At 66.3% G+C, this 12785-nt stretch carries 12 protein-coding genes; 9 read left to right on the top strand and 3 right to left on the bottom strand.

Annotated elements, in window-relative coordinates; translation table 11 throughout:
• Positions 1-118 precede the first annotated feature (118 nt).
• Positions 119-2260 (top strand): LpqB family beta-propeller domain-containing protein, encoded by a 2142-nt coding sequence (locus tag R9J51_RS03500; protein ID WP_432787809.1) that lies wholly within the window; start codon positions 119-121, stop codon positions 2258-2260.
• A gap of 57 nt (positions 2261-2317) precedes the next feature.
• Here the strand turns inward: R9J51_RS03500 and R9J51_RS03495 are convergent, their stop codons facing one another.
• Together R9J51_RS03495 and R9J51_RS03490 are read right to left on the bottom strand one after the other, a co-directional pair.
• Entirely contained in the window at positions 2318-3283 is a 966-nt protein-coding gene (locus R9J51_RS03495; protein WP_179505881.1) for a hypothetical protein, read from the bottom strand.
• Between the two features lie 70 nt (positions 3284-3353).
• Positions 3354-3776 carry a hypothetical protein gene (locus tag R9J51_RS03490; protein WP_179505880.1) on the bottom strand — a complete coding sequence of 141 codons (423 nt, stop codon included), beginning with the start codon at positions 3774-3776 and terminating at the stop codon, positions 3354-3356.
• Positions 3777-3938: 162 nt separating this feature from the next.
• Here R9J51_RS03490 and R9J51_RS03485 point away from each other — a divergent pair, with 162 nt between their 5' ends.
• Both R9J51_RS03485 and rho read left to right on the top strand, forming a co-directional pair.
• Positions 3939-4382 (top strand): CopD family protein, encoded by a 444-nt coding sequence (locus R9J51_RS03485; protein ID WP_169475707.1) that lies wholly within the window; start codon positions 3939-3941, stop codon positions 4380-4382.
• Between the two features lie 248 nt (positions 4383-4630).
• The gene (rho, locus tag R9J51_RS03480) at positions 4631-5887 is read left to right on the top strand and encodes a transcription termination factor Rho (RefSeq protein ID WP_168555725.1); all 1257 of its coding nucleotides are present in this window, start codon (positions 4631-4633) and stop codon (positions 5885-5887) included.
• A 206-nt stretch (positions 5888-6093) separates the two neighbouring features.
• Here the strand turns inward: rho and R9J51_RS03475 are convergent, their stop codons facing one another.
• Positions 6094-6480 (bottom strand): nuclear transport factor 2 family protein, encoded by a 387-nt coding sequence (locus R9J51_RS03475; protein ID WP_179505879.1) that lies wholly within the window; start codon positions 6478-6480, stop codon positions 6094-6096.
• Positions 6481-6687: 207 nt separating this feature from the next.
• Between R9J51_RS03475 and R9J51_RS03470 the strand changes: the two genes are divergently transcribed.
• From R9J51_RS03470 to R9J51_RS03445, 6 genes are all read left to right on the top strand, one after another.
• A complete protein-coding gene (locus R9J51_RS03470; protein WP_179505878.1) occupies positions 6688-6957 on the top strand; it encodes a DUF6489 family protein in 270 nt (89 codons plus the stop codon).
• 33 nt (positions 6958-6990) lie between these two features.
• Positions 6991-8295, top strand: coding sequence for a tRNA uridine-5-carboxymethylaminomethyl(34) synthesis GTPase MnmE (gene mnmE, locus R9J51_RS03465; protein ID WP_179505877.1), 1305 nt, complete (start codon positions 6991-6993; stop codon positions 8293-8295).
• Positions 8296-8464: 169 nt separating this feature from the next.
• Entirely contained in the window at positions 8465-10318 is a 1854-nt protein-coding gene (mnmG, locus tag R9J51_RS03460) for a tRNA uridine-5-carboxymethylaminomethyl(34) synthesis enzyme MnmG (protein ID WP_179505876.1), read from the top strand.
• Entirely contained in the window at positions 10315-11010 is a 696-nt protein-coding gene (rsmG, locus tag R9J51_RS03455; RefSeq protein WP_179505875.1) for a 16S rRNA (guanine(527)-N(7))-methyltransferase RsmG, read from the top strand. The genes mnmG and rsmG overlap by 4 nt, the downstream gene beginning before the upstream one ends.
• The gene (locus tag R9J51_RS03450; protein ID WP_168555720.1) at positions 11007-11783 is read left to right on the top strand and encodes a ParA family protein; all 777 of its coding nucleotides are present in this window, start codon (positions 11007-11009) and stop codon (positions 11781-11783) included. The genes rsmG and R9J51_RS03450 overlap by 4 nt, the downstream gene beginning before the upstream one ends.
• The gene (locus R9J51_RS03445; RefSeq protein WP_168555719.1) at positions 11780-12742 is read left to right on the top strand and encodes a ParB/RepB/Spo0J family partition protein; all 963 of its coding nucleotides are present in this window, start codon (positions 11780-11782) and stop codon (positions 12740-12742) included. Before R9J51_RS03450 ends, R9J51_RS03445 begins: the two co-directional genes overlap by 4 nt.
• Positions 12743-12785: the final 43 nt, after the last annotated feature.

Genomic DNA, 12785 nt, shown 5'->3' with positions numbered 1-12785 from the left:
TGATGCCGTCGGTCTTGGCCTGGGCAAAGCGTTCTTGCCCATCGCCTTTTGCGGCAACCGGCGGCGATGCGTTCCGGCCTGCCATTCCCCCTTGCGCTGGGCGAGGGTCAGGCTACCCATGCCTGCCATGAACACGTTCAAGCTCTCGCTCGCGGCGCTGGCCCTTGGCACGGCGCCTTTCGCTTTTGCAGCGGCCCCTGCGCCGTCTGCGCCGGCCATGACCGCGCAGGATCTCGTCACGCTCCCCCGCCTGGGCAGCTTTGCCGTTTCCGCCGATGGGCGCCTGGCGGCCTACACCGTCACCACCACCGACCCGCAAAGCTACAAGCGCAGCACCGCGCTGTGGCTGCTGGCGCTGGACAGGAAGGGGGCCAAGCCGGTCAAGCTCGACTGGCAGGGCAGCGTAAGCGATCCGGCCTTTGCCCCCGATGGGCGGCTGTGGTTCCTTTCGGACAAGGATGGCAAGACCGCGCAGGTCTGGTCGGTGCAGACCGGCGCCGATGGCTCTGCCGGCGGCCCCGTCAAGGTGACCGACCTTGCCGCCGAAGTGGCCGGTTTCAAGCTTTCGCCCGATGGCACGCGGTTGGCGGTGTGGGGTGATGTGGCGCGCGCCTGCGCCACGTTTGGCGGTTGCGCCGATCTGCCGCACGGCGATGGCAACACCGGCCTGCCCGGGCCGGGCACCGGGCGGCTCTATCGCGATGGCGCCGGTTTCGTGCGCCATTGGGACGCCTGGGAAACGCCGGGCATCCATAGCCGCATTTTCGCGTTCACGCTCAAGGCCGGGCAGGTCGATCCGGCCAGCGGCCACGCCCTCGATGGCGATCCTGCCAAGGGCGGCTTGGTGGGTGACGCGCCCAGCAAGCCGTTCGGCGACGGCAGCGAACTGACCTGGAGCGCGGATTCCACCGCCGTGATCTATGCCGCGCGCCAGGCCGATCGTGATGAGCCCCGCTCGACCAATCTCGACCTGTGGTGGGCACCGGCCGATGGCAGCGCACCGCGCAACCTGACGGCCGGCAACCGCGGCACCGATACCACGCCGGCCGTCTCGCCCGACGGGCGCTGGCTCGCCTGGGCGGCCATGGCGCGCGCCGGGTACGAAGCCGATCGCCTGGTCGTGCAACTGATGGACCTCAAGACCGGGCAAAGCCGCCCGCTGACGCAGGACTGGGATCGTTCCGCCAGTTCGCTGGCGTTCACCGCCGACAGCAAGGCGCTGATCGTCACGGCGCAGGACGTGCTCGATACCCCGGCCTTCCGCGTCGATCTGGCCAGCGGCAAGGCCACGCGGCTGGCGTTCCAGAAGGGCCGCGAAGGCCACGTTGCCCAGATCGCCGAACTCAAGGGCGGGGCATTCCTGCTCAAACGCGATTCGATCGATGCCGCGCCCGAGCTTTACCTCGGCAAGCCTGGCCAGGCGGCAACGCGCCTGACCGACCTTGACGCCGGCGCGCTTGCCGCCATGGCGCCGGTTGCCGTCCAGCGCTTTTCGTTCGCCGGGGCCAATGGCGATACCGTGTGGGGCCAGATCCTCAAGCCGGCGGGCGCCACGGGCAAGCTGCCCACGGTGCTGCTGGTGCACGGCGGGCCGCAAGGGTCGTTCAACGATAGCTGGTCCACGCGCTGGAACCCGCGTCTTTGGGCCGCGCAAGGCTATGCCGCGATCACCATCGATTTCCACGGGTCCACCGGTTATGGTCAGGCCTTCACCGACAGCATCAACCAGGATTGGGGCGGCAAGCCGCTGCAGGACCTGAAGCTGGGGATGGTGGCCGCGGCGGCCCGCGATAGTGCGGTCGATACCGCCAACGCCTGCGCAGCGGGCGGCAGCTATGGCGGCTACATGATGAACTGGATCGAAGGGCAGTGGCCTGATGGCTTCAAGTGCATCATCCAGCACGACGGCGTGTTTGATGCCCGCGCCATGGCCTATGAAACCGACGAACTGTGGTTCGACGAATGGGAGCATGGCGGCCACGCCTATTTCGAGGCGCCCGAAGCCTTTGAAAAGTGGAACCCGGTCAACCACGTGGCGCAGTGGAAGACGCCGATGCTGGTGATCACCAGCGAGAACGATTTCCGCATTCCCTATACCCAGGGCCTGGCCAGCTTCACCGCCTTGCAGCGCCGGGGCATCCCTTCCGAACTGCTGGTCTTCCCTGATGAGAACCACTGGGTGCTCAAGGCCAAGAACTCGCTGCAGTGGCATCAGAGCGTGTTTGGCTGGCTGGCCCGCTGGCTCAAGCCCACGCCATAAGACCGGGGATGGAGGGAATGCCATGCGCTTCCCTCCATCCCAACGATCCACCCCCCGTCAGAACCGCGCGGTGAGGCCGGCGGCCAGGTTGACCCGTGGCGCCAACTGCCAGCCGATCACCCGCTGGTAGAGCGGCAGCTGGACGTGTGCGAAGGCAGAAACCCGCGCGGCCAAGGGCGCGGTCAGGCCCGGCGCCAGGTAGACCTGTTCGCCGCCGCTGTTGTCCACATCGGCATTCAAGCCACTGTCCTGCGCGTTGATCCGGGCATTGACCTGCAGCTGGGGCACCACGCGGCCCAGGCCAAGCCATTGCACTGCCACCGATCCTTCGCCGATCGTACCGGGGCGATAGTCCTGCCGGGCATTGAGTGCGATCTGCGCCTGGGCCTGGAGCATCAGGGCGAAATCCTGGCCCAGGCGGCGGTAGTGATAGGCACCGATCACCGCCTGGGTCGTGCCCGTGCCAGGCTGAAGCCCGCGGTCGACCTCTTCGCCCTGGGCCGGCCCGCTGCGGAAGGTCTGGTGAAAGGCCCCGGTGGGCAGGACCAGGCCGAACTGCAACCCGGTAACGCCCTTGGCAGTGGACAGGCCCTGCCACCGCGCCGTCAGGCGGATATCGCCCAACCCGTGTGTGCGGGACCGGCTTTCGCTATCGGTGTCCTCGGCAATCGTGGCGTGGGGCCTGACGATGAACGGCACCGAGACGTTGAAGCCCCAATCGTTGGCAAACTGGTGATCGTAGCTGGCGGTGACATAGACATTGTCGGTCCAGCGCTCGATCTCGCGCTCGTTGGGAATGTCGATGTTGCGGGTATCCACCTTGGTCGTGCCGGTGCGCAACTGGCTTTGCGGCACATAGTCCAGGCGCAGCGTCACAGCCTGGCCGGGCTGGGTCACCAGGCCTTGGTTGAGCCAGTCAGAGGTAAACGTGCAACCGCAACTGGCGCAGGCGAGGGCGGAAGTAGGCAGAACGGCAAGCGCAAGCGGGGCAGCCGCCGTGGCTGCCAGAAAATGACGTGACATGATCGGAAAATCCCGATGGGCGGCGCGCCCACACTCGGGGGCGGCCATGCTGAAACGCGGATGCGAAGGATCAGGCGATCGGCAAGGCCGGCGGGGCCCTTGCCGGCGGCCGCGCATGGGCCAAGGCTGCGAGGGCGAGCGCTTCGGCGCGGTGCGGTGCCAGCGGTGTGGCAATTGCGACCGGCAAGGGCAGGGCCACAGGCTGCCCGCCACCGATCAGGGCATCGGCCAGCACGCCGAACGCGCAAGGGCCGGGATTGGCGCTGCCGTCGGTCTTGCGCGGATCGTTCGCCGCGCGGGCGTCCGGCTTGAGCAACACCGTGCGGAGCGTCGCGGGGCCATTGCCATCGCACAGCGCCACCACGATGCCGCGTGCGCCATCGGGCACCGGCATCATCCCGGGCGGGATCAGCACGCGCAGGCCCAGCACCAGCGCCAGGACCACCAGGCCCAGGCGCGGATGGCGCATCAGCAATTGCCGGCCGGCCTGCACGCTTGGTTTCCCCCTTCGATGCCGTGCTGCATACCCCAGCGGGCAAGGTTCTTGCAATCAGGCCGGCAAAGGCCGAGATGCCATGGGGCCGTTTCGGCGCGTGTTGCGTTCCCTGTCGAAAGGCCGTTCCAGTCCCTTTGCGCAGACGGTAAAAGACCCCTCATGCTCCAGGTGCTCTCGATGCTCTATCTCTGGCTCAAGGCCGGCCACGTCATTTTCGTGATCTTCTGGATGGCGGGGCTGTTCATGCTGCCGCGCCTGTTCGTCTATCACCAGGAAACCCCGGTCAATTCGCCCGACAACGCGGTGTGGACCGACCGCGAGCGCAAGCTGATGAAGATCATCATGGCACCCAGCGTGGCGGTGGTGTGGATTCTGGGCCTTGCCATGGCCATCACCGGCGGCTGGTTCACACAAGGGTGGCTGCATGCCAAGCTGCTGCTGGTGGTGGCGCTCACCGGCTATCACATCTGGCTGGCGCGCTATCACCGTGCCCTGGCGCGGGGCGAACGCCGGTTGACCGGCAAGCAATTGCGCCTGCTCAACGAAGTGCCCGGCGTGCTGGGCGCGATCATCGTGATCCTGGTGATCATCAAGCCTTTCTAAGCAAACAGGAAAGCCTCCTCCTCTGAAGAGGAGGGGGTTTGAGGGTGGCCGACGCCATGCGCTGACGCTGGCCGCAACCCGGCCCCAGATCACCATTCCTCAATTGACGCGGCCCCATTCCCGGCATAACGCCGCTGTCGACCGGCAAATCATGCAATCGCGCCCGTCGCGATTGACGGCCTGCTTTCCCCAAGCCCATCGGCCCGCCGGCCATTTTCCAGCCTAATTCCGCTGACGGAACACACGAAATGCATCTTAAAGAACTCAAAAAGAAAACCCCTGCCGAGCTGGTCGAAATGGCCGAAGAGCTGGGCGTGGAAGGCGCAAGCACGATGCGCCGCCAGGACCTCATGTTCGCCATCCTCAAGGAAGTGGCCGAAGATGGGGAAGAAATCCTCGGCATCGGCACGATCGAAGTGCTGCCCGACGGCTTCGGCTTCCTGCGTAGCCCCGAAGCGAACTATCTGGCCGGGCCGGACGACATCTATGTCTCGCCCAACCAGGTCCGCAAGTGGGGCCTGCGCACGGGCGACACGGTGGAAGGCGAAATCCGCGCGCCCAAGGACGGCGAGCGCTACTTTGCCATCACCCGCCTGATGAAAGTCAATTTCGACGATCCCGACGCCGTGCGCCACCGCGTCAACTTCGACAACCTCACCCCGCTCTATCCCAACGAGCGCCTGAAGCTCGACACGCTCGATCCCACGGTCAAGGACAAGTCCGCCCGCGTGATCGACCTGGTCAGCCCGCAGGGCAAGGGCCAGCGCGCGCTGATCGTGGCGCCGCCGCGCACCGGCAAGACCGTGCTGCTGCAGAACATGGCCAAGGCGATCACCGACAATCACCCGGAAGTGTTCCTGCTGGTCCTGCTGGTCGACGAACGCCCCGAAGAAGTGACCGACATGCAGCGTTCGGTGAAGGGCGAGGTCATCTCCTCCACCTTCGACGAACCCGCCACGCGCCACGTCCAAGTGGCCGAAATGGTCATCGAAAAGGCCAAGCGCCTGGTCGAACACAAGCGCGATGTGGTCATCCTGCTCGACTCGATCACCCGTCTCGGCCGCGCCTACAACACCGTGGTCCCGTCCTCGGGCAAGGTGCTGACCGGCGGTGTGGACGCCAACGCCCTGCAGCGCCCCAAGCGCTTCTTCGGCGCCGCGCGCAACATCGAGGAAGGCGGCTCGCTCTCGATCATCGCCACCGCGCTGATCGACACCGGCAGCCGCATGGACGAAGTGATCTTTGAAGAATTCAAGGGCACCGGCAACTCGGAAATCGTGCTCGACCGCAAGGTGGCCGACAAGCGCATCTTCCCCGCGCTCGACGTGGGCAAGAGCGGCACGCGCAAGGAAGAACTCCTCGTGCCGCGCGACCAACTCGGCAAGATGTGGGTGCTGCGCCGCATCCTCATGCAGATGGGCACGGTCGACGCGATGGAATTCCTGCTCGACAAGATGAAGGATTCCAAGACCAACGAAGACTTCTTTGCGACCATGAACCAGTAAGCTTTCCAAAGCTTTGCTGCGCACAAAAAGGCGGGAGGCCCCAAAGGCTTCCCGCCTTTTTGCATTTGGGGACGGCGGGCTTCGGCCAAGCTCAGCCCGAACGGGATCTAGATTCAGCCCAAACAGAACCTCGAGACCATTTCACCCAACTCCCCGTTCGCCCTGAGCTTGTCGAAGGGCCAGAGCGCAACGCCCGCATAACAACCTCAGTCGTCTTCCAGCGCCTCGGCCATCTTGCGCCACAGCAGGTCCGCCGCAGCAAAGGGCCGCACCAGAACCTTGAAATCGATGATCCGGCCTTCAAGGTCGAAGCGCAGCAAGTGCACGCCGTTCACCGCCACACCGTCCAGCGTGGCTTCGAATTCCAGCGCCGCTTCGGGCCCATCGACCAGTTCGCGCACATAGGCGAGCCCACCCTGGCACAAGGCGCCACAGGCGGCCGAAAGGTGCAGGCTCACCGCCTGGTGGCCCACTTGCGGGGTGTGCAGCACCGGAGAATGGAACACGGCATCTTCGGCCACGAGTTCGGCCAACAAGTCCTGCGGGCATCCGGCCAGCATCGCGCGGTGCCAGGCGGCCAATCCAAGCTGCATGATCTGTCTCCCCTGCAAGAAGGGCCATCGTGCGGTCATCGCCGTGCCCTTCGTGTTCCACGTGAAACAACGCCCGTGCTGGCGCATTGATCCGTCGCAACGGCGTTGATCGATGCGCTTGCCAATTCGGTGGATCTCCCGCTTGGCGCGCCGCTGCGACTATGACACCTTTGCCGCACAAGCGTGACACGTTCGGAGAGCCCAGCCATGAAAGTGAATGTCGAAATCGAATGCAGCCCGGAGGAAGCCCGGCGCTTTCTGGGCCTGCCCGATGTGTCGCGCGCGAACGATGTCTATGTCGATGCGTTGGCCAAGGCGATGCAGGGCGTGAGCAGCGTTGACCAGTTGCAGGGCTATGCCAAGCAACTCGCGCCGATGGGCGAAATGGGCCTCAAGCTGTTCCAGCAATTCATGGAGCAGGGCGCCGGCGCCGCAATGGCGGGTTTCAAGGCGGGCATGAGCGGCGACAAGAAGTAGGCGTGCCTTCTGCCGCGTGATAAGCGGCGGGGCATGAGCGAGAACTCTACCATATTCGCCCTCAGTTCCGGGGCACCGCCGGCTGGCATCGCCGTGGTGCGGATCAGCGGGGCACAGGCTGGTGCTGCACTCGCGGCACTTTCGGGCAAGCTGCCCAGCCCACGCCGGGCAACCTTTCGCCGGCTGGTCGATCCCATCGACGGCAGCCTGCTCGATGCGACCATGGTGCTCTGGCTGCCTGGCCCGCAGACGGCAACCGGGGAAGACAGTGCCGAGCTTCACCTCCACGGCGGGCGGGCTGTGGTTGGCGCCGTGCTTGCAGCGCTGAGCCGCCTGCCGGGGTTGCGTGGCGCGCAGGCGGGAGAGTTCACCCGGCGCGCGTTTCTCAATGGGCGGATCGACCTGAACGAGGCCGAGGGCCTGGCCGACCTGCTCAGTGCCGAAACCGAATTGCAGCGACGCAGCGCTTTGGCCATGGCCGATGGCGCGCTGTCGCGTCGGGTGGAGGATTGGCGCCAGGGCGTGCTCACGCTGTCGGCCCAGCTTGAAGCGCTGCTCGACTTTTCTGACGAGGATGACGTGGGGGAAGGGGGCGCGCTACTGCCGGCGGGCTTCGGCGATCGCACCGCCGACCTCGCTACCCGTATCGCAGCCTGGCTTGATCGGCCGCGCGCCGAACCGCTGCGCGAAGGCTTTCGCGTGGTGCTGGCCGGGCCGCCCAATGCTGGCAAGTCCACCTTGTTCAACGCGCTGGTCGATTCCGAAGCTGCAATCACCGCGGCCGAGCCCGGCACCACGCGCGATGTGTTGACCCGTAGCGTCGCCATCGATGGCGTGCCGTTTACGTTTGCCGACACCGCCGGCCTGCGTGAGGAAGGCGCGGGTGAGATCGAACGGATCGGCATCGCGCGTGCCCGTGCGGAAGCGGCGAAGGCCGACCTTATCCTGTGGCTCGGTCCCGAGGGGGAAGGGCCGCAGGGCCTGGCGCTGTGGGAGCTGGCCGCCCGCGCCGACGATCCTGCCGCCTCCGCCAAGGCCAGCCCCCGCCATCGCCTGTCCGCCCACACCGGCGAAGGCGTCGACGCGCTGCGCCGCGATCTGGTCGCCCACGCGCGTGCGAGTCTGCCCGCGCCGGGGGAAGCAGCGTTGAACGCGCGTCAGCACGATCTTCTTGTGCAAGTTCATGCGGCGCTCACCGCCGCGCGGGAGGAACGCGATCCTCTCCTCGCGGCAGAGCAACTGCGCCTGGCCCGCCGCGCGCTCGATGCGCTCACCGGGCGGGCCGGGACTGAGGACATGCTCGATGCGCTGTTCGGTCGGTTCTGCATCGGCAAGTGAGGCGGTGGCGCAGGGGCTTCGACAAGCTCAGCCCGAACGGGGTTCGGGGAAATTCTACCCTTTATATCCGTTCGCCTGAGCCTGTCGAAAGGGCTCACGACCGAGCCCGACATTGTTCCACGTGAAACACAAGTTTGACCCCAGCCACGCAGAGCGTTAGGGCAGGGGCATGCATTCCTTCGATATCATCGTGGTCGGCGGCGGTCATGCCGGCGTCGAGGCGGCTTGCGTGGCTGCCCGGATGGGCGCGCGTACCGCGTTGGTGAGCTTCGATCCTGACAAGATCGGGGCGATGAGCTGCAATCCGGCGATCGGCGGGCTGGGCAAAGGGCACCTAGTGCGCGAAGTTGACGCCTTCGATGGCGTCATCGCGCGGGCGGCCGATGCCGGGGCGATTCACTATCGCATGCTCAATCGATCGAAGGGCAGCGCCGTGCAGGGGCCGCGCGTGCAGGCGGACCGCAAGCGATTCAAGGCCGCGGTCCAGGCCGTGGTCAACAACCAGCAAGGCCTTACCGTCGTGGCGGGAGAGGCCGCGGCGCTCCGCCTGGTTGGCGGTAACGTAACGGGCGTTACGTTATCAAATGGGTCCATTTTGGATGGATCGGCCGTCGTGCTGTGCACAGGCACGTTCCTGGGCGCCCGTCTGTTTCGCGGCGAGGAACGGATGGAGGGGGGGCGCATCGGCGAAGACGCTGCACATCGGCTGGCCGCACAATTGCGTGATGCCGCCTTGCCGATGGCGCGGCTCAAGACCGGAACGCCACCCCGCCTCGACGGCCGAACGATCGATTGGTCGTGGCTGGAGGAACAGCACAGTGACGCCGATCCCTGGACGATGTCGCCGCTCAGCACAACGCGCCCGCTGCCGCAGATTTTTTGCGGTATCAGCCGCACCAATGCCGGCACGCATGATATCATTCGCGGCGGGCTGGATCGCTCGCCTTTGTTCACCGGCGCGATCGGCGCACGTGGCCCGCGCTATTGTCCGTCGATCGAGGACAAGATTCACCGCTTCGCCGACCGCGACAGCCACCAGGTGTTTCTGGAACCGGAGGGGCTGGACGACCATCTCGTCTATCCCAATGGGCTGTCCACTTCGCTGCCGGCCGATGTGCAACTGGCGATGATGCGCTCGATGGAGGGGCTGGAGCAGGTGGAGATCGTCGTGCCCGGCTATGCCGTGGAGTACGATCACATCGATCCGCGCGCCTTGCGGCCCAGCCTGGAAGTGCGCGCGATTCCCGGCCTCTATTGCGCAGGGCAGATCAACGGCACCACCGGCTACGAGGAAGCGGCCGCGCAAGGGCTGGTGGCCGGGATGCATGCGGCGGCGGCGGTGCTGGGCACGGCGCCTGCACCGCTCGATCGCGGGTCCAGCTATATGGCGGTGATGATCGATGACCTGACGCTGCATGGCGTCAGCGAGCCCTATCGCATGCTCACCGCACGGGCCGAATATCGCCTGCGCCTGCGCGCCAACAATGCCACTACCCGTTTGACGCCATTGGCGCTGGCGGCGGGCTGTGTTGGACCGGAGCGCCGCGCCTGGTTCGAGCGGCGTCTTGACGCGCGCGGGCAACTGGAAGCGGCGCTGACGCAGGAGACCACGCCCAGCGAAATGGCGCGGGCTGGTCTGGCCGTGCGCGCCGATGGTGCGCGGCGCAGCCTGATGGAATGGCTGCGCTTCCCCGAAGTCAGCCTGGCGGATCTGACGCCATGGCTAGGTGACGCCATGCCCGCCGATGCCTTGCTGGTGGAAGAGGTGGAGGAAGACGCCGCCTATGCCCCCTATCTGGCGCGACAGGAGGCCGAGCTGCGTGACTTGCGCGCCAACGAGAACGTGCCGCTGGGGGAGGGCTTCCCCTATGCCCAAGTGCCGGGGCTTTCCGCCGAGATGGTCGAGCGGCTGAGCGCGGCCCAGCCCGAGACGCTCGCGGCAGCCGGGCGGCTGGCAGGGATTACCCCGGCGGCGCTTGCCAGCCTGCTGGTCCACGCGCGCCGTCGCATGGTGGCGGCATGACCGCCTCGATCACGAGCGAGGCCGAGGCGCAGGATTGGCTGCGCCAGACGCTGGACGCCAATGACGCCACCATGGCGCGCCTGGCGCGGCTGGTCGATCTGCTGGTGGAAGAGAACGAGCGCCAGAACCTGATCGCACGGGGCACGATCCCGATGGTGTGGCAGCGCCACATTGTCGACAGCGCGCAGCTGCTCGCTGTTCCACGTGAAACATTGCCCGCCGGTTCTTGGTTGGATCTGGGTACGGGTGCGGGTTTTCCCGGGCTGGTGATCGCTGCGCTGCAGCCCGAACGTCCGGTCACGCTGGTCGATTCGCGCCGACTGCGCACCGAGTGGCTGTCGCGCGCGGTGCAAGCCTTGGGGCTGAATCGGGTGCAGGTCGTGCTGGCGCGGGTGGAAGACTTGCCCGATCAAGCCCATGCGGTGCTTTCCGCGCGGGCATTTGCGCCGCTTGACAAGTTGCTGACGATTTCCGCGCGTTTTTCCACACCGGAAACGGTTTGGTTGCTGCCAAAAGGGGCGAAGGCCGCGCAAGAATTGGCTATACTGGCCCAAACCTGGCGCCATGTGTTTCACGTGGAACAATCGCTGACCGATCCCGCCGCCGGTGTGATCGCCGGCCGCTTGCTGGGTGGCCATCCCCCGAAGCCTGCCCATGCGGGTGGTGCTTCCCAACGAGGCTCCCGTCGATGATCACGATCGCCATTGCGAATCAGAAGGGCGGGGTGGGCAAGACCACCACTGCTATCAATATCGCCACGGCCCTGGCTGCTACGGGCTGGAAAGTGCTGCTGGTCGATCTCGATCCCCAAGGCAACGCCTCCACCGGCATCGGCCTCAACGCCGCGGATCGGGAGCGGTCTTCCTATGACATGCTGATCGATGGGGCAGGGGTGGCCGAGTGCGCCGTCCCCACGCGCATTCCCGGGCTGGATATCATTCCTGCCACGGTGGATCTGTCGGGCGCGGAAGTGGAACTGGTCAGCGTGGACGATCGCACCGGCCGCCTGCGCGCCGCGCTTTACCGCGATACCCAGCACGAAATCTGCCTGATCGATTGCCCGCCCAGCCTTGGCTTGCTGACGCTCAACGCCATGGCTGCGGCCGATAGCCTGCTGGTGCCGCTGCAGTGCGAATTCTTCGCGTTGGAAGGGCTTAGCCAGCTTTTGCAGACTGTGGAGCGCGTGCAGGAACGCTTCAATCCCGATCTGGGCATCCTGGGCATCGTGCTCACCATGTACGACCGGCGCAACCGCCTGACCGACCAGGTGGCCGACGACGTGCGGTCGTGCCTGCGCGATCTGGTGTTCGAATCGGTGATCCCCCGCAACGTGCGCCTGTCCGAGGCGCCCAGCCATGGGCTGCCGGCGCTGATCTATGACCACGCCTGCTCGGGGTCGCAGGCTTACATGAAACTGGCGCGCGAGCTGATCGGGCGCCTGCCGGAACGGAGGAAGGCGGCATGAGCGGCGAAGAGGGCGTCAAGGCACCGGTGAAGCGCGCCGCACTTGGCCGGGGGCTGGGCGCCTTGCTGGGCGAGACCCGGCGCGAGGAGTCGCTTGTCCGTCCGACGGCACCGGCCGGCAACGGGGCAGGGGCTTCCGCTGCGGCACCGGCTCGTGCCACCACGGGCGTGGCGCTGCTGTCAGTCGCTGAAATCGAGCCACACCCCGATCAGCCGCGCCGCCATTTCGACGAGGAAGCGCTGGACGAACTGGCTCAATCCATTGCCGCGCGCGGGGTGATCCAGCCGGTGATCGTCCGCCCGATTGCCGGGGGGCGCTATCAACTGGTGGCCGGCGAACGCCGCTGGCGCGCTGCGCAGCGTGCCCGCGTGCACGAAATTCCGGCGATCGTGCGCCAGTTGGACGAGCGCGAAGTGACCGCGCTGGCTCTCATCGAAAACCTCCAGCGCGAAGACCTCAACCCGGTGGAAGAGGCCCGCGCCTATCAGCGCCTGTCCGACAACGACGGGTTGACCCAGCAGGAAATCGCCCGCTTCGTCGACAAGTCGCGCAGCCATGTGGCCAACCTCATGCGCCTGTTGTCGCTGCCCGAAGAAGTGCTCGACATGGTGCAGCGCGACGACCTGTCGATGGGCCATGCGCGTGCGCTAGCCGTGCTGCCCGATCCGCTGCCGCTGGCGCAGGAAATCGTGGCGAAGGGCCTTTCGGTGCGCGATGCCGAACGCATGGCCAAGCGCGCGACAAAGCCCGAGGCAGGCCCCCGCCGCGCCCGCGCCGAACGCGATCCTTCCGACAGCGCCGATATCGCCGCGGTCCAGGCCCATGTTGAGGAATTCCTGGGCCTGAAAGTGACGATCAACGCCGATACCGATCCGCGCACGGGCAGCGTGGTGATCCGCTACAAGACGCTCGACCAGCTTGACCTGATCTGCCAGCGGCTGACCGGCGGGGCGATCTGATCCTGCGGTGATCGTTGCGGTCATGCGGAATTTTGCAACGCTG

Origin of the sequence: Novosphingobium rhizosphaerae (assembly GCF_050920675.1) — a bacterium.
Classification (GTDB): Bacteria; Pseudomonadota; Alphaproteobacteria; order Sphingomonadales; family Sphingomonadaceae; genus Novosphingobium; species Novosphingobium rhizosphaerae.
Note: the sequence above shows the minus strand (reverse complement) of the source record. Positions and strands in the feature narration are given on the sequence as shown.

What these genes read in the sequence shown, in the direction of transcription:
- R9J51_RS03475 (WP_179505879.1), bottom strand. Translation starts at nt 6,480, where the DNA reads ATGCAGCTTGGATTGGCCGCCTGGCACCGCGCGATGCTGGCCGGATGC.
- R9J51_RS03495 (WP_179505881.1), bottom strand. Translation starts at nt 3,283, where the DNA reads ATGTCACGTCATTTTCTGGCAGCCACGGCGGCTGCCCCGCTTGCGCTT.
- rsmG (WP_179505875.1), top strand. Translation starts at nt 10,315, where the DNA reads ATGACCGCCTCGATCACGAGCGAGGCCGAGGCGCAGGATTGGCTGCGC.
- mnmG (WP_179505876.1), top strand. Translation starts at nt 8,465, where the DNA reads ATGCATTCCTTCGATATCATCGTGGTCGGCGGCGGTCATGCCGGCGTC.
- mnmE (WP_179505877.1), top strand. Translation starts at nt 6,991, where the DNA reads ATGAGCGAGAACTCTACCATATTCGCCCTCAGTTCCGGGGCACCGCCG.
- rho (WP_168555725.1), top strand. Translation starts at nt 4,631, where the DNA reads ATGCATCTTAAAGAACTCAAAAAGAAAACCCCTGCCGAGCTGGTCGAA.
- R9J51_RS03450 (WP_168555720.1), top strand. Translation starts at nt 11,007, where the DNA reads ATGATCACGATCGCCATTGCGAATCAGAAGGGCGGGGTGGGCAAGACC.
- R9J51_RS03470 (WP_179505878.1), top strand. Translation starts at nt 6,688, where the DNA reads ATGAAAGTGAATGTCGAAATCGAATGCAGCCCGGAGGAAGCCCGGCGC.
- R9J51_RS03445 (WP_168555719.1), top strand. Translation starts at nt 11,780, where the DNA reads ATGAGCGGCGAAGAGGGCGTCAAGGCACCGGTGAAGCGCGCCGCACTT.
- R9J51_RS03500 (WP_432787809.1), top strand. Translation starts at nt 119, where the DNA reads ATGCCTGCCATGAACACGTTCAAGCTCTCGCTCGCGGCGCTGGCCCTT.
- R9J51_RS03485 (WP_169475707.1), top strand. Translation starts at nt 3,939, where the DNA reads ATGCTCCAGGTGCTCTCGATGCTCTATCTCTGGCTCAAGGCCGGCCAC.